This window comes from Achromobacter sp. HNDS-1, from assembly GCF_040084795.1.
GTDB lineage: Bacteria > Pseudomonadota > Gammaproteobacteria > Burkholderiales > Burkholderiaceae_B > Achromobacter > Achromobacter ruhlandii.
Genome location: NZ_CP157584.1, coordinates 23,284 through 38,658 on the forward strand (window position 1 = coordinate 23,284; position 15,375 = coordinate 38,658).

13 protein-coding genes are annotated in these 15,375 nt (G+C 67.7%); 5 read left to right on the plus strand and 8 right to left on the minus strand.

Going from position 1 to position 15,375, the window contains the following annotated elements; genetic code table 11:
- The first annotated feature begins 1 nt into the window (after position 1).
- The gene (locus ABFG95_RS00075) at positions 2 to 778 is read left to right on the plus strand and encodes an ABC transporter ATP-binding protein (protein ID WP_049077764.1); all 777 of its coding nucleotides are present in this window, start codon (positions 2 to 4) and stop codon (positions 776 to 778) included.
- 96 nt (positions 779 to 874) lie between these two features.
- On the opposite strand, the gene ABFG95_RS00080 is transcribed toward ABFG95_RS00075, so the two are convergent.
- Positions 875 to 1,852, minus strand: a complete 978-nt coding sequence (locus ABFG95_RS00080; RefSeq protein WP_049073522.1) for a tripartite tricarboxylate transporter substrate binding protein — start codon at positions 1,850 to 1,852, stop codon at positions 875 to 877.
- Positions 1,853 to 2,374: 522 nt separating this feature from the next.
- Here ABFG95_RS00080 and ABFG95_RS00085 point away from each other — a divergent pair.
- Complete coding sequence (locus ABFG95_RS00085) at positions 2,375 to 3,511, plus strand: RNA ligase RtcB family protein (RefSeq protein ID WP_278990759.1); 1,137 nt, start codon at positions 2,375 to 2,377, stop codon at positions 3,509 to 3,511.
- On the plus strand, positions 3,511 to 4,134 hold the full coding sequence (gene prfH, locus ABFG95_RS00090; protein ID WP_054416657.1) for a peptide chain release factor H: 624 nt from the start codon (positions 3,511 to 3,513) through the stop codon (positions 4,132 to 4,134). The genes ABFG95_RS00085 and prfH overlap by 1 nt, the downstream gene beginning before the upstream one ends.
- A 57-nt stretch (positions 4,135 to 4,191) precedes the next feature.
- Here the strand turns inward: prfH and ABFG95_RS00095 are convergent, their stop codons facing one another.
- Positions 4,192 to 5,097, minus strand: a complete 906-nt coding sequence (locus tag ABFG95_RS00095; RefSeq protein ID WP_278990760.1) for a pirin family protein — start codon at positions 5,095 to 5,097, stop codon at positions 4,192 to 4,194.
- Positions 5,098 to 5,251: 154 nt separating this feature from the next.
- Positions 5,252 to 5,950 (minus strand): pirin family protein, encoded by a 699-nt coding sequence (locus tag ABFG95_RS00100; RefSeq protein ID WP_049073519.1) that lies wholly within the window; start codon positions 5,948 to 5,950, stop codon positions 5,252 to 5,254.
- Positions 5,951 to 6,134: 184 nt separating this feature from the next.
- Here ABFG95_RS00100 and ABFG95_RS00105 point away from each other — a divergent pair, with 184 nt between their 5' ends.
- A complete protein-coding gene (locus ABFG95_RS00105) occupies positions 6,135 to 7,049 on the plus strand; it encodes a LysR family transcriptional regulator (protein WP_049073518.1) in 915 nt (304 codons plus the stop codon).
- Between the two features lie 71 nt (positions 7,050 to 7,120).
- Here the strand turns inward: ABFG95_RS00105 and ntrC are convergent, their stop codons facing one another.
- The 5 genes from ntrC to rdgB all read right to left on the minus strand — a co-directional run bounded on the left by ntrC (position 7,121) and on the right by rdgB (position 13,359).
- Entirely contained in the window at positions 7,121 to 8,626 is a 1,506-nt protein-coding gene (gene ntrC, locus ABFG95_RS00110) for a nitrogen regulation protein NR(I) (protein WP_348995260.1), read from the minus strand.
- Positions 8,626 to 9,690, minus strand: coding sequence for a nitrogen regulation protein NR(II) (glnL, locus tag ABFG95_RS00115; protein ID WP_348995261.1), 1,065 nt, complete (start codon positions 9,688 to 9,690; stop codon positions 8,626 to 8,628). The genes ntrC and glnL overlap by 1 nt, the downstream gene beginning before the upstream one ends.
- A gap of 188 nt (positions 9,691 to 9,878) precedes the next feature.
- Entirely contained in the window at positions 9,879 to 11,291 is a 1,413-nt protein-coding gene (gene glnA / locus ABFG95_RS00120) for a type I glutamate--ammonia ligase (RefSeq protein ID WP_049073515.1), read from the minus strand.
- A gap of 184 nt (positions 11,292 to 11,475) precedes the next feature.
- Positions 11,476 to 12,699 (minus strand): radical SAM family heme chaperone HemW, encoded by a 1,224-nt coding sequence (gene hemW / locus ABFG95_RS00125; protein ID WP_175146721.1) that lies wholly within the window; start codon positions 12,697 to 12,699, stop codon positions 11,476 to 11,478.
- Positions 12,700 to 12,735: 36 nt separating this feature from the next.
- Complete coding sequence (gene rdgB, locus ABFG95_RS00130; RefSeq protein ID WP_348995262.1) at positions 12,736 to 13,359, minus strand: RdgB/HAM1 family non-canonical purine NTP pyrophosphatase; 624 nt, start codon at positions 13,357 to 13,359, stop codon at positions 12,736 to 12,738.
- Positions 13,360 to 13,486: 127 nt separating this feature from the next.
- Here rdgB and ABFG95_RS00135 point away from each other — a divergent pair, with 127 nt between their 5' ends.
- Complete coding sequence (locus tag ABFG95_RS00135; protein WP_231891629.1) at positions 13,487 to 15,343, plus strand: EAL domain-containing protein; 1,857 nt, start codon at positions 13,487 to 13,489, stop codon at positions 15,341 to 15,343.
- Positions 15,344 to 15,375 lie beyond the last annotated feature (32 nt).

Sequence of the window (15,375 nt, forward strand, 5' to 3'; positions counted from 1 at the left end):
CGTGCCCGATCTGCTTGAACTCGATCACCTCTCGCTGGCCTACGACACCCCCAAGGGCCTGCGGCCCGTGGTGCAGGACCTGACGCTGGGCCTGCCGGCCGGCCACATCGGCTGCCTGCTGGGCGAATCCGGCTGCGGCAAGACCACGGTGCTGCGCGCCATCGCCGGCTTCGAACCGGTGCGCGCCGGACGCATCCTGCTCGATGGCGCGGTCATCTCCTCGCCCGCCGAGCAGGTCGCGCCGGAAAAGCGCCGCGTCGGCATGATGTTCCAGGACTACGCCTTGTTCCCGCACCTGTCGGTGGCGCAGAACGTGGCCTTCGGCCTGCGCCGCCTGGAGCGCGCCGAGCGCGCCCGCCGCGTCGAGGAAATGCTGGCGCTGGTCGGCCTGGCGCATGCCGCCAACAGCTATCCGCACGAGATCTCCGGCGGGCAGCAGCAGCGCGTGGCGCTGGCGCGGGCCCTGGCGCCCTCGCCCGACCTGCTGCTGTTGGACGAACCGTTTTCCAACCTGGATGTCGACACCCGCGAGCGCCTCGCCTTCGAGGTGCGCGAGATCCTGAAGACCACGGGCCACACCGCCATCCTGGTGACCCACAACCAGGCCGAGGCCTTCGCCATCGCCGACCGCATCGGCGTCATGGCATCCGGGCGCATCGCCCAGTGGGACACGCCCTACAACCTGCACCACCACCCGACGGACGACTTCGTGCGCGACTTCATCCGCCGCGAAGCGCTGGTGGAGCAACGCGAGCAGGTCTTCGCGCGCGGGCGCTGATCCAAGGGCCGCGCCCGGGGCATGGGCGCGGCACGCGACGAACCGGCGATTGCGGCGGGTCCGGCCGGCGGCGCGGCCCGCGCCCACGACGGCCGATCAGTCGGCCGACAGTTTCACCTTCTGCGACAGCGCCTTGAACGACTCGTACTGGCTGCGGGTCAGGCGTTCCACTTCCGCCGGCGTCGAGCCATACGGCATGAAACCGGCCTGCTCCAGCTTGTCCTTGACATCCGGCATCGCCAGCGCCGCCTGGAAGGCTTCGCTCAACGCGGCCGTGATTTCCGGCGGCAGCTTGGCCGGGCCATAGACCGCGAACCACGGATCCACCACCGCCCCGCCATAGCCCAGCTCGGCCAGCGTCGGCACGTCCGGCAAGGCAGGCGCGCGCTTGCTGCCGGTAACCGCCAGCGCGTGGACTTTGCCCGACTTGATGTGCGGAAGCGAGGCCGGCAGGTTGTCGAACAGGATCGGCAGATGTCCGCCCAGCAGGTCGTTCAGCGCCTGCGCGCTGCCCTTGTAGGGAATGTGCTGCATGCCGGCGCCGGTGAGCTGGTCGAACATGACGCCGGCCAGGTGCATCGAGGTGCCGGTGCCCGGCGTGCCGAAGGCCGTGCCCGGATGCTGCTTGGCGTAGGCCACCAGATCCTTGACGCTGCCCGCCTTGAGCGACGGGCCGGTCTCCAGCACCACCGAGGACGCGCCCAGCATGCTGATGCCGGTGAAGTCCTTGGTCGGATCGAACGGCATCGACGGATAGACGAAGGGATTCAGCGCATTGGTGGAGATGGCGCCGAAGCCAATGGTGTAGCCGTCCGGCGCGGCCTTGGCCACGGCGTCCATGCCGATGTTGCCGCCGGCGCCCGGACGGTTTTCGACGATGACCGGCTGGCCCAGTTTCTCGGCCACTTTCGCGCCGGCGGTGCGCGCCACCAGGTCGGTGGTGCCGCCGGCGGTGTACGGCACGATGAACACGATGGGCTTGGCCGGATAGCCGGCGGCCTGGGCGGCAGCGGCGCCATGGATCAGCGCCAGCGCGGCCAGGCCGCGCAGCGCGTTCAGGGTAAAGCGTTGCATGATGTCTCCATCCCGATTGTTATCACGTTAGGGATGCGCATCATACTGTGTGGCGCAATTCAGACGCCATGACGAACGAAATCGCGGTTCTTCGCACGTGCGCCGATCAATCCGCCGCGATCGGTGATACAGTGCGGACTTCCCGGCAAGCGGCGCCTTGATTGCGTCGCGGCTTCGCCGGCCCCCAGGCGCCGCGCCCGATGCGCCGCCCTACCCCCACACACCGTACTGCACAGGAGGAAAGCACCATGCAACAACAGACTTCCCCCGTTGCAGGCCGCGTCTAGCACGTTCGAATTTCCTTGCCGCATTCCTGGCGGCAGACCATTCGCATTGCCTTGGCCCGGACCTGCCTGACAGGGTCTCTCATCCGTACCGCATCCACACGGCCGCGGCCGCTGTGAACGCCTCGCCATGGGTCGCCTGCGCCCGCCGCGCTTTCGCGGCGAGTGTTGGCGTGACCTGGGCGCGCGCGAGCGCAATGAGAGCAAGCCCTCCTCATGACCTGATCTGGAATTTTCCATGGGCAATTGCATTCAAGCACTGTCCGAGCGCGTCACATTGATCGCCTCGGACGACACCTGGATCGAAGGCAACGCGATCCAACAACTCCATACCACCGCCAGGCTCGCCGGCATGCGCCACGTCGCGGGCATGCCGGACCTGCATCCCGGACGCGGCTATCCGGTGGGCGCCGCGTTCTTCTCGCTCGGCCGCCTGTATCCGGCCTTGATCGGCGGCGACATCGGCTGCGGCATGGCGCTCTGGTCGACGCATCTCGAAAGCCGCAAAGTCGCGCCCGACAAGCTCGACAAGCGGCTGCGCAACATCGACGAACCGCTGGACGACTCGTGGCAGGCGCTGGTGTCGGAACTGGCGCCCGCCGGCGTCGGCCATCGGCAGGCGCTGGGCACCATCGGCGGCGGCAACCACTTCGCCGAGCTGCAGTGCATCGACGAAATCCACGATGCGCAGGCATTGGCGGCCTTGCGCATCGACGAGAAAAAGTTGCTGCTGCTGGTGCACAGCGGTTCGCGGGGCCTGGGCCGCTCGATCCTGGAGGAACACGTCCGTCGCCATGGCCATGACGGCCTCGAGCAGGACAGCGCCGCATGCCGGGATTACCTGGCGCAACACGATGACGCGTTGCGATTCGCGCAGGCCAATCGCCACCTCATTGCGCGCCGCATGCTGGCACGCTGGGGCGTGGATGGCGAACAGGTGCTGGACGTCGACCACAACCTGGTAACCCCCGCCGTCATCGCCGGAGAAGCGGGCTGGCTGCACCGCAAGGGCGCGACCCCGTCCGACGGCGGACCGGTCATCATCCCCGGTTCGCGCGGCGACTTCAGCTATCTGGTGGCGCCGATCGCCAGCGAGGCCAGCCTGTTCTCGCTGGCGCACGGCGCGGGCCGCAAGTGGATGCGCAGCGAGTGCAAGGGCAGGCTGTTCAAGCGCTACAGCCCCGCGCAACTGAGCAAGACCCGGTTGGGCAGCCATGTCATCTGCCAGGACAAGCAACTGATCTATGAGGAAGCGCCGGAAGCGTACAAACCCGTGGACAGCATCATCGCCAGCCTGCAACAGGCGGGCCTGCTGACGGTGCTGGCCAGGCTGCGCCCGGTGTTGACCTACAAGACCCGGGGGGAGTGCTGCTGATGATGCTGCTACAGTTATCCGCGGCCCAGGGCCCCGATGAGTGCTGCCTGGCGGTCGCCAAGGCCCTTGCCTACCTGTTGCGCGAGGCCGAGGCGCGCGGCGTTGGCATCGATATCCTCGAACAGGAGACCGGCGCCCGAGCCGGCACCTATCGCTCGGTGCTGCTGGCCCTCGATGGTCCGGGCGCGGGTGGCCTGGCCGCGTGCTGGGAAGGATCGATCCAGTGGATCTGCCCCAGCCCCTATCGCCCTGGCCACCCGCGCAAGAACTGGTTCATCGGCGCGTTGCGTTGCGACCCGCCGGCCATCCGCCAGGACACGGAAATACGCTTCGAAACGACGCGCGCATCCGGGCCGGGCGGCCAGCACGTCAACAAGACGGAATCCGCGGTGCGCGCGACGCACGTGGCGACGGGCATCAGCGTGAAGGTGCAGTCCGAGCGCAGCCAGCATGCCAACAAGCGCATCGCCGCGCTGCTGATCGCGCATCGGCTGGTCCAACATGAGCAGGCCGCGCATGCCACGGAGCGGGCCCGGCGGCGCCAATTCCACCACGAGGTGGCACGGGGTGATCCCGCGCGCGTGTTCAAGGGAGAGGCGTTCGAGTTGTTGAAAGCCGGATAGACGGCGAACCGGCCGGAGCCGCCAGGCGCATGTCGCCCGGCGCTCCGACCGGGCGCGTCAAGCCCGCGGCGGCGGCAGCGGGATGAACTCGGTCTCGTCGCCCGGCACGGTCTGGCCGAAGCGGTTGCGCTGCCAGTCTTCCTTGGCCTGCTCGATGCGGTCCTTGCTGCTGGAGACGAAATTCCACCAGAGGAAGCGCGGGCCTTCCAGCGGTTCGCCGCCCAGCACCGCGAAGCGCGCGTCGGTACAGGCGCGGATCTGCACCGGACGGCCGGGCGCGAACACGATCAGGCGGCCGCTCTCGAACACCTGCCCGTCCACCTCGACCGAGCCGATCGCCAGGTAGGCGGCGCGCTCTTCGTGTTCCGCGGGCAGCACGGTGACGGCGCCGGCCTGCAACTGCATGTCGCCATAGAACAGCGGCGAATGGGTCTTGACCTGCGACGTCTTGCCGAACAGCGAGCCGGCCACGACCTGCGCGCGCACCCCCTCGCCCTCAACCACCGGCTGGGCATCCAGGCCGTAGTGGGTGAAACCGGGATCGGTTTCCTCGTGGGCCTTGGGCAGGCCGACCCAGATCTGCAGGCCGGCCAGGCGCTGCGCGGCCTGGCGGCTTTCGGGCGAGGAGCGTTCGGAGTGCACGATGCCACGGCCGGCCGTCATCCAGTTCACCTCGCCGGGCAGGATGGTCTGGGTGTTGCCGGCGCCGTCGCGATGCACCATCGAGCCTTCGTATAGATAGGTGACGGTGGACAGGCCGATGTGCGGATGCGGGCGCACGTCGATGCCCGAGCCGGCCGTGAATTCCACCGGGCCCATGTGGTCCAGGAAGACGAACGGGCCGACGGTGCGGCGCTGCGCCGAGGGCAGTGCGCGCCGGACTTCAAAACCGCCCAGGTCGCTGCTGCGCGGCACCACCACGGTTTCGATCTGGCTGTCGCCGGCTTGGGACAAAGTGGACATGGGAATACTCCTGTAGGTTGGCCGTCTCGGGACCATGTTAAGGCCCGGGGGGGCTTTGCTGAACCGCCTGCCGCGCCGCCGCCCGTTGTCGGGCGGGCGACGCGTATCGAAAACAAGGCCGGACGAACCGTCAGGTTCGCCCGGCCGCCGGCCGTCAGGCCAGATCGAACACCAGCACCTCGGCGTTGTCGCCGCCGGACAGCGCCACCCGCGTTTCATCGCTGATCGCGACCGCGTCGCCGGCCGCCAGCGCCACGCCGTTGACCGTCAGGCTGCCCCGGGCCACGTGCACCCAGGCACGGCGGCCGGGAGCCAATTCCAGCGTGGCCGACTCGTCGCCGTCGAACAGGCCGGCATAGAGCCGCACGTCCTGATGGATCGTCATCGAGCCGTCGACGCCGTCGCCCGACACCAGGGCTTGCAGACGGCCGCGCTTTTGGGCGTCGGTGAAGGCCTTTTCTTCATACTCCGGCGCGATGCCGGTGACGTTCGGCTCGATCCAGATCTGCAGCATGTGCGTTTCCTTGTCGGCGCGCGGGTTGAACTCGGAGTGCATCACACCGCGGCCGGCGCTCATCCGCTGCACGTTGCCGGGCTGGATGGTGGAGCCGCTGCCCATGCTGTCCTTGTGCGCAATGGCGCCGTCCAGCACGTAGGTGATGATCTCCATGTCGCGGTGGCCGTGGGTGCCGAAACCGCGGCCGGCGGCGATGCGGTCGTCATTGATCACGCGCAGCGCGCCGAAACCCATATGGGCCGGGTCGTAGTAGTTGGCGAACGAAAAGGTGTGGAACGAATCGAGCCACCCGTGGTTGGCGTGACCGCGTTCGGCGCTACGGCGAAGGGTAAGCATAGTGGACTCCCTGTTTCAAATAAGTGAATGGTCTTGCGGTGACCGGCTTGTCTCGCGGTATTGCTGAAAGCCTCACTGCTCAACCGGCATGAGTGACATTGTGCGCGTACCTGAAGGCCGATTTGACGCTATGATTTGAAGAAACCATTCAAATTATTTGAACGAAACTTGCCGGAGCGCGCCGATGCAGCCGATCACCCCCGAATTGCTCGTCCTGGTGGATGCGATCGCGCGCCATGGCAGCTTCGCCAAGGCGGCGCGCGAACTGGACAAGGTGCCCTCCGCCGTGACCTACGCGATCCGCAAGCTGGAGGATGGGCTGGACGTGCTGCTGTTCGACCGCTCGGGCCACCGGGCGCTGCTGACGCCGGCAGGCGAGGCGCTGCTCAAGGACGGGCGCCACGTGCTGCAGTCGCTGGACGACCTGGCCTGCCGGGTCAAGCGTATCGCGACGGGCTGGGAGGTGGAACTGCGCATCGCCGTGAGCGCGGTGCTGCCGTGGCGGCCGCTGTACGACCTGGTTGAAGAGTTCCAGGCGCTGGGCAGCGCGACCACGCTGCGCTTTTCGACCGAGGTGCTGAGCGGCAACTGGGACGCGCTGACCTCGAATCGCGCCGACCTGGTGATCGGCGCGGGCGCGGCGGGCGAACCCACCGGCCCCTACCGCTCGGTGACGATGGGCCAGGCGCAGTTCGGCTTCTGCGTGGCGGCGCACCATCCGCTGGCGTCGGCGCCGCAGCCGCTGAGCCGCGCCGACATCACGCGCTATTGCGCGGTGGTGGTGGCCGATACCTCGCGCAACCTGCCGCCGCAGTCGCGCGGCATCCTGGCCGAGCAGCCGACGCTGGTGATGCCGACGATGCAGGCCAAGATCGAGGCACAGATCCGGGGATTGGGATGCGGCTACCTGCCGCTGACGCTGGCGGCGCCCTATCTGGCGCAGGGCGTGCTGGTGATCTGCGATACCGACGAGGGCATGTCGCTGACCGAGCACGTGGCGTATGCGTGGCGGGCGGAAGCGCCGGGCGAAGCGTTGAAGTGGTGGCTGCAGAAATTGAAGTCGCCGCGCCTTTGCGAAGGGCTGCTCGGCATGGCGTGAGCATGCCGTCTGCGCGGCGGGACGTCACGCGGACGGCGCGAAGCCGCCCGCGTGTTCCAGGCAGACGCGCCCTACTCGTCCTCGATGCCGAGTTCGCGCAGCTTGCGGGTGATGGTGTTGCGGCCGATGCCCAGGCGCGAGGCCGCTTCGACGCGGCGGCCGCGGCTGGCGTCCAGGGCGCTTTGCAGCAGGATCTTCTCGAACTGGCGCGTCAGGGTGGCCATGACGGCCGGTTCGCCGCGTTCGAGGCGGTACTGGGCGTCCCGCAGCAGCGAGTCCTGCCAGTTGCGCGGAGCGCCGTCGTCCGTGGGCACGATGGATGGCGCGTGCTGGACCACGGTGCCGATAGCGGGCACGGGACTGCCAGCCGGCGGACGGGGCGAAACCGTGCCGGCTGCGGGCGCGTGTTCCATGGCGCGGATCTCGGGCGGCAGATCGGCGCGTTCAACGGTCTGGCCCGGCGCCATGACGGTGAGCCAATGGCAGAAGTTCTCCAGTTGGCGCACGTTGCCGGGGAAGTCGAACTTGGTCAGCACCGCCAGCGCTTCCGGGGTCAGGCGCTTGACCGGCACGCCCAGCGCGCGGGCGCTGGCGGCGAGGAAGTGGTTGGCGAGCGCCGGGATATCCTCGACCCGTTCGCGCAGCGGCGGCAGGCGCAGCCGGATGACGTTCAGGCGGTGGAACAGGTCTTCGCGGAACAGCCCCTGCTCGACCCGCTGTTCCAGCGGCTGGTGGGTGGCGGCGACGATGCGCACGTCGACCCGCACCGGCTGGGCGCCGCCGACGCGGTAAAAGCTGCCCTCGGCCAGCACCCGCAACAGGCGGGTCTGCAGTTCGATCGGCATGTCGCCGATTTCGTCCAGGAACAGCGTGCCGCCGTGGGCTTCCTCGAAGCGGCCGCGGCGCAGCGTGTTGGCGCCGGTGAAGGCGCCGCGCTCGTGGCCGAACAGTTCGGCTTCCAGCAGGTCGCGCGGGATGGCGGCGGCGTTCAGGGCCACGAACGGGCCGCTGGCGCGCACGCCATGGCCGTGCAGCGCGCGCGCCACCAGTTCCTTGCCGGTGCCGGATTCGCCGGTGATCAGCACGGTGACCTTGGACTGCGCCAGCCGGCCGATGGCGCGGAACACTTCCTGCATGGCGGTGGAGGACGACTGCGTCATCATCCAGCGTTCGTTGTTCTGGGCCTCGCCCTGCCCTTCGGGGCTTTCGGGCTGGGCCGATTCCTGCATGGCGCGCTGGATCAGCGCCACCGCCTCGTTCACGTCGAAAGGCTTGGCCAGGTAGTCGAAAGCGCCGCCCTGAAAGGCGGACACGGTGCTGTCCAGGTCAGCGAACGCGGTCATGACGATGACCGGCAGGCCGGGATGGCGTTCTTTCAGCTGGCGCAGCAATTCAAGACCGTTGCCGCCGGGCATGCGGATATCGGAAACCAGGGCGACGGGCGTGTCGTGCGCCAGCGCATCGAGCACGTCGGCGGCCTGGGAGAAACTACGGGTGGGGACTCCGGCGCGGGCCAGGGCCTTTTCGAGGACCCAGCGGATGGCCTGGTCGTCGTCGACGATCCATACGGGTTTCATCAGAGTGCGGGCTCCATCGGTAGGACCAGGCGAAATTCGGTGCGCCCGGGTCGGGATTCAAATTCGATGATGCCTCCGTGCTGCTGCACGAAATCCTGGGCCAGGCTCAGGCCCAGTCCGGTCCCGCCGGCGCGGGCGGTGACCAGGGGATGGAAAATGCGGTCGCGGATATGCTCCGGCACGCCCGGACCGTTATCGATGATGGACAGCTCCAGCGCCAGGCGATGCTGACGGTGCGCCAGCATGACCTGCCGCGCGACGCGGGTGCGCAGCGTGACGACGCCGGGCTCCAGCCCGGGCGCCTGGGGCCGCGCGACCAGTTCCTGCGCGGCGTTGCGGGCCACGTTCAGGACCGCCTGCATCAGCCGGGCGGCGTCGCCTTTCAGGTCGGGCATGGACGCGTCATAGTCGCGCACCAGCGTGACGTCGTTGCGGAATTCGGCCTGGATCAGGGCGCAGACGCGCTCGCAGATCTCGTGGATGTTCACCGGCCGCGCGTTCAGCGGCACGCGTTGCGGGCCGCTCAGGCGGTCCACCAGCGCCTGCAGGCGGTCGGCTTCGGAAATGATGACCTGGGTGTACTCGGCCAGCGCCGCGCTCGGCAACTCGGCTTCCAGCAACTGCGCGGCGCCGCGCAGGCCGCCCAGGGGATTCTTGACTTCGTGCGCGAGGTTGCGCAGCAGTTCGCGATGCGCCTCGATCTCGTCGACCAGGCGATGGTTGCGGTCGGCAAGCACGCGCTGCTCGATCTCGCGGGTCTCGATCAGGGCGGGCCAGCGTTGGCCGCTCAGTCCCACCGTGGTCACGGCCACTTCCACCGATTCGGCGGCGCGGCGCAATGAGGCCAGCTGCCTGACGTCGGCATATCTGCCGGCCGCGGCGCGGTCGATGGACGATTGGATGTTTTCCGGAGTGTCGAACAGCGTGGCGGCGGAATGGCCGCACAACTGCTTGCGGGAACGGCCGAAAAGATCCTCGGCGGCCGCATTGGCATATTCGATGTGCCCGCGTTCGTTGACCAGGAAAACGGACGTGGCAAGCAGATCGAGAGCTTCTACATTCATTTTCAACGTACCCGAATGACTACAAGGGGGAAATCGGCACACCGGTCCGGTGGCGCTTGTGCGCGCTGCCCTGCCCGCCGGCGCGGGGCCGGCGGGACAGGCTGTCGGTCGGCGACCTGGCGGTGCGCGTGGTGTCGGCCCTGGTTTCTGCCTACATCATCGCGCTCCCCCAGCCACGGCCCCTGGGATCAGAGGCTGTAGTACATGTCGAATTCGACCGGGTGCGTGGTCATGCGCAGACGGTTCACATCGGCCATCTTCAGGTCGATGTAGGCGTTGAGCATGTCGTTGCTGAACACGCCGCCACGGGTCAGGAACTCGCGGTCGTTGTCCAGCGCTTCCAGCGCCTGCTCCAGCGAGGAGCACACGGTCGGGATCTTCGCGTCTTCTTCCGGCGGCAGGTCGTACAGATTCTTGTCGGCCGGATCGCCGGGGTGAATCTTGTTCTGCACGCCGTCCAGGCCGGCCATCATCAGGGCCGAGAAGGCCAGGTACGGGTTGGCCAGGGGGTCCGGGAAGCGCGCTTCGACGCGGCGGCCCTTCGGGTTGCCCACGTACGGGATGCGGATCGAGGCCGAACGGTTGCGGGCCGAGTAGGCCAGCTTGACCGGGGCTTCGTAGTGCGGGACCAGGCGCTTGTACGAGTTGGTGCCCGGGTTGGTGATGGCGTTCAGGGCGCGGGCGTGCTTGATGATGCCGCCGATGTAGTACAGCGCGAATTCCGACAGGCCGGCGTAGCCGTTGCCCGCGAACAGGTTCTGGCCGTCCTTCCAGATCGACTGGTGCACGTGCATGCCGGAACCGTTGTCGCCGACGACCGGCTTGGGCATGAAGGTGGCGGTCTTGCCGTAGGCATGGGCCACGTTGTGCACGATGTACTTGACGATCTGGGTCCAGTCGGCGCGTTGCACCAGGGTGCTGAACTTGGTGCCGATTTCCAGCTGGCCGGCGCCGGCCACTTCATGGTGGTGCACTTCGACCGGCACGCCCATCTGTTCCATCAGCAGGCACATTTCCGAACGCATGTCCTGGAACGAGTCGACCGGGGGAACGGGGAAGTAGCCGCCCTTGACCGCGGGACGGTGGCCGGTGTTGCCGCCTTCGAATTCCAGGCCGGTGGACCAGGAGGCCTCTTCCGACTTGATCTTGACGAAGGTGCCCGACATGTCGGTGTTCCAGGTCACGCCGTCGAACACGAAGAATTCGGGTTCCGGACCGAAGTAGGCGGTGTCGCCCAGGCCCGAGGCCTTCAGGTAGGCTTCGGCGCGCTTGGCCAGCGAACGCGGGTCGCGGTCATAGCCCTTCAGGTCCGACGGTTCGACCACGTCGCACGACAGGATCAGGGTCGGCTCTTCGCGGAACGGATCCAGGTTGGCGGTCGACAGGTCGGGGATGAGCAGCATGTCGGAGGCTTCGATGCCCTTCCAGCCCGGGATCGACGAACCGTCGAAAGCCTGCCCGCTTTCCAGCTTGTCTTCATCGATAGCGGAAGTGGGCACCGACACGTGGTGCTCGCGGCCAACCGTATCGGTAAAGCGGAAATCCACGAATTTGACTTCGTTGTCGGCGATCTGTTTCAGGACGTCTTTCGGGCTTGCCATGTCATCTCCATTAGATAAAAGGGTCGAGGGCTGTGCCGCTCGACTGGCATAAAAGAGGGAAGCAATAAGCGTGCCAGGTTTCACCCCCGGGATTGCCCGGGGGCAGAGGCAAGTCGATAGGAAAATGTAGCACCAATCTGGTGCAAAAGATGGGGCATGAATGCCCCATCATGGTGCTTTATTGCTACAGGAACATTTCCTGCAGGTCATTCAGGAAGCGCCAGCCCAGGGGCGTGGCCCGCAACCGGGTGGGATCGGCGTCCAGCAGGCCCTTGCCGGACGCTGCCTCCAATTGGTGCGCAATGGCGGCCAGCGACAAGCCGGTGCGCTCGTTGAACAAGGTGGTGGCCACCCCGTCCTTCAGGCGCAGGGCATTGAGCATGAACTCGAACGGCAGCTCGTCCGGGCCGACCTGGCGGCTCTCGGCCAGGTGGCTGCCGTCGCGGGCGGCGGCCGCGCGCATCCAGGATTCCGGGCTGCGCAAGCGCGCCTCGCGCACGATGCGGTCATGGAACGACAGTTTGCCGTGCGCGCCCGGCCCCAGGCCGAGGTAGTCGCCGAACTCCCAATAGTTCAGGTTGTGGCGGCAGCGCGCGCCCGGCCGGGCGTAGGCCGAGACCTCGTAGCGCGCCAGGCCGGCGGCCGCCAGCTCGGCCTCGACCGCGTCCTGCATGGCGGCGCTGGTGTCGTCGTCGGGCAGGTCCTCGGGCGGGAACTTGGCGAATACCGTGTTGGGCTCCATCGTCAGGTGATAGAGCGACAGGTGCTCGGTGCCGAAGCCGACGGCCTGGCGCAGGTCGGCCACGCACGCGTCCAGGGTCTGGCCCGGCAGCGCGAACATCATGTCCAGGTTGACCCGTGGCGCGGCGCGCTGGGCCATCTCGATGGCCGCGCGGGCCTGCGCCGAGTCGTGGATGCGGCCCAGCTTCTTCAATTGGGCGTCGTCGAAACTCTGGATGCCCAGCGAAAAGCGCGTCACGCCACTGGCGGCGTAGTCGCGGAACCGGTCGGCCTCGGCGGTGCCGGGGTTGGCCTCCATGGTGATTTCCGCGTCGGGCCACACGTTCAGACAGGCGCGCAGCATCGCCAGCAGTTCGTCCAGGCCGGCGGCCGACAACAGGCTGGGGGTGCCGCCGCCGATGAACACCGAGACCACCTGCCGGCCCCAGATCGACGGCAGCGCCTGTTCCAGGTCGCTGCGCAACGCGTCCAGGTAGGCGCGTTCGGGAATCTCGCCGCCGGGCGCCGCGTGCGAATTGAAATCACAGTACGGGCACTTGCGCACGCACCACGGCACGTGCACGTAGACCGACAGCGGCGGCAGGCTGGTCAGGGTGGCGCCGGCCGGCGTCACCAGGCGCGAGCGGGCCGCGCCCATTTCGGAGCGGATGGGGATGGTGATGGACATTCGGTGTTCCTGGAGGCGGCGCGGGCGCGCCCCGGGTCAGGCCTGGTTCAGCTTGCTCAACAGTTCGCGCAAGGCGCGGGCGCGATGGCTGACGCGGTTCTTTTCCTCCGGCTCGAGCGCGGCGGCCGTCAAGCCCTGGTCGGGCAGGTAGAAGTGCGGATCGTAGCCGAAGCCGTTGGCGCCTTCCGGCTGGTCGATGATCTCGCCCTGCCACAGGCCCTCGCCGATCAGGGGACGCGGGTCGTTCTCGCCGCGCACCAGCGCCAGCACCGCCACGTAGCAGGCGCTGCGATCGCTGGCCGTGGCCAGGTTGCGGACCAGCAGCGTGTTGTTGGCCTGGTCGGATTTTTCGCCGCCATGCATCTTGGCGTAACGGGCCGAATACACGCCCGGCGCGCCGTCCAGCGCGGCCACGCACAGCCCGGAATCATCGGCCAGCGCCGGCAGACCGGTCAGGCGGCTGGCGTGGCGCGCCTTGGTCAAGGCATTTTCGACGAACGTAACGTGAGGCTCCTCGGCCTCGGGCACGCCGAGTTCGCCCTGAGGCACCAGCTCGATGCCGAGCGGCGCGAACAAGGCGGAAAACTCGCGCAGCTTGCCGGGGTTGTTGGAGGCCAGCACGACGCGGCGCAGGGAATCGGGAATCTTGGGGGAGGTCATGGCGCAAATTGTATAGGGCGCGGCGCCGATGCCGGGGCGCAACGGCCGCGGGGCGCGAAACAACACCGACATATTTCATTGTCAATATGATCAATCTTGTCACTGATCGTATCTGAACGCTCCGGCGATGAACCCACGTCACGCTTTGCCCCGGCCGGTCGCGGCCAGCGCGCCTGCCCTCTCCACCGGCGCCGCCGCGCCCGCCCCGGTCAGCCTGGCGGGCATCCTGCGCGAGCGGCTGTTGCGCCCCCGTTTTCAACCGGTGATCGACCTGTCGCACAGCCGCATCTACGGCCATGAGAGCCTGATCCGCGGTCCGGTCGATACCACCCTGCACTTTCCCGACGCCCTGTTCGCCGAGGCCCGCCGCCAGGGCCTGCATCCGCAACTGGAGCTGGCCAGCTTCCGCGCCGGCGCCCAGGGCTTCCACCAGAACGCGGCCGCCGGCAAGCTGTTCCTGAACCTGTCGGGTTCGGCGCTGATCCACTACTGGACGCTGTGGGGCGACGAAATGCCGCTGCGGCTGCTCAAGGATTGCACGCTGGCGCCGTCCAACATCATCGTCGAGCTGACCGAGCAGGACCCGCTGTCCGAACACATGTCGACGCTGGGCAGCGCCTTCGCCTGCCTGCGCGAATACGGCATGCGCATCGCGCTGGACGACTACGGCGTCGGCAATTCGAACCTGCAGCTGTGGGCCGAGATGCAGCCCGACCTGGTCAAGATCGACCGCTACTTCTTCAACGGCATCGGCCACGACGATCGCAAGCAGAACATGGTGCGCGCCATCCTCAAGGTGGCGCAGTACCTGGGCACGGCCATCGTGGCCGAGGGCATCGAGACCGCCGAGGACCTGGCGGTGGTTCGCGACCTGGAGATCCGCTACGCCCAGGGCTGGCTGCTGGGGCGCCCCGACGAAACCCTGCTGACCGAATTGACCCCGCCGCTGCGCGACTCGCTGCGGGTGCGCGCGCCCGCCCCGCTGTCGCAGCGTTCGACGGGCGGCACCGCCGCCAGCCTGCGGGTCGAGGCCCCGGCCGCGCTGCTGAACAAGCACACCAATGACGACGTGCACCGCCTCTTCATCGAACACAAGAGCCTGCACGCGGTGGCCGTGGTCGACGGCGACAACCGGCCGGTGGGCATCATCAACCGCCGCGATTTTTCTGAACACTATGCGCAGCGCTACACCCGCGAGCTGTTCGGCCGCGACGCCTGCTCGACCTTCATGAACGGCGAGCCGGTGCTGGTTGACCTGGACGTGTCGATCGACCAGTTGAGCCACGTGTTGATCTCGGAAGACCAGCGCTACCTGATGGACGGCCTCATCATCACCCGCGACGGCCGCTACGACGGCCTGGCCACCGGCGAAACGCTGGTGCGGTCGGTGACCGAGATGCGCATCGAGGCCGCGCGCTACGCCAATCCGCTGACGTCATTGCCAGGCAACATCCCCATCAGCCGGCACATCGCCACGCTGCTGGAGGACGCCGCCGATTTCACCATCTGCTATGGCGACCTGAACAACTTCAAGCCGTTCAACGACGTCTATGGCTACTGGCGCGGCGACGACATGATCATGCTGACCGCCGACGTCATCAAGCGCCACTGCGATCCGCTGCGCGATTTCGTCGGCCACGTCGGCGGCGACGACTTCGTGGTGCTGCTGCGCAGCCCCGACTGGAACGAACGCATCCAGCGCGTCATCGCCGAATTCAACGAGCGCGCCATCGACCTGTACGACGACAAAGGCCGCCGCAACGGCGGCATCGAGGCCGAGGACCGCTACGGCGTGCCGCGCTTCTTCCCGTTCGTCACACTGGGAGTCGGCGCGCTGACCGTCACCCCGTCGCTATGCGAGCGCATCCGCCCGGAGGACATCGCGTCGGCCGCCGCCCATGTCAAGCACAAGGTCAAGCATGGGAACCTGTCGCTGGTGAGCGAGCGCTATCGCGGCGCCACCCTGCCGCAACTCGGCCCCTGACACCTGCTGCCCGGCCGCGTCCGGGGCGATCT

Coding starts and splice junctions, on each gene's coding strand:
- ABFG95_RS00135 (WP_231891629.1), top strand. CDS start 13,487: ATGAACCCACGTCACGCTTTGCCCCGGCCGGTCGCGGCCAGCGCGCCT.
- ABFG95_RS00100 (WP_049073519.1), bottom strand. CDS start 5,950: ATGCTTACCCTTCGCCGTAGCGCCGAACGCGGTCACGCCAACCACGGG.
- prfH (WP_054416657.1), top strand. CDS start 3,511: ATGATGCTGCTACAGTTATCCGCGGCCCAGGGCCCCGATGAGTGCTGC.
- rdgB (WP_348995262.1), bottom strand. CDS start 13,359: ATGACCTCCCCCAAGATTCCCGATTCCCTGCGCCGCGTCGTGCTGGCC.
- ABFG95_RS00105 (WP_049073518.1), top strand. CDS start 6,135: ATGCAGCCGATCACCCCCGAATTGCTCGTCCTGGTGGATGCGATCGCG.
- glnL (WP_348995261.1), bottom strand. CDS start 9,690: ATGAATGTAGAAGCTCTCGATCTGCTTGCCACGTCCGTTTTCCTGGTC.
- ntrC (WP_348995260.1), bottom strand. CDS start 8,626: ATGAAACCCGTATGGATCGTCGACGACGACCAGGCCATCCGCTGGGTC.
- ABFG95_RS00095 (WP_278990760.1), bottom strand. CDS start 5,097: ATGTCCACTTTGTCCCAAGCCGGCGACAGCCAGATCGAAACCGTGGTG.
- hemW (WP_175146721.1), bottom strand. CDS start 12,699: ATGTCCATCACCATCCCCATCCGCTCCGAAATGGGCGCGGCCCGCTCG.
- ABFG95_RS00080 (WP_049073522.1), bottom strand. CDS start 1,852: ATGCAACGCTTTACCCTGAACGCGCTGCGCGGCCTGGCCGCGCTGGCG.
- ABFG95_RS00085 (WP_278990759.1), top strand. CDS start 2,375: ATGGGCAATTGCATTCAAGCACTGTCCGAGCGCGTCACATTGATCGCC.
- glnA (WP_049073515.1), bottom strand. CDS start 11,291: ATGGCAAGCCCGAAAGACGTCCTGAAACAGATCGCCGACAACGAAGTC.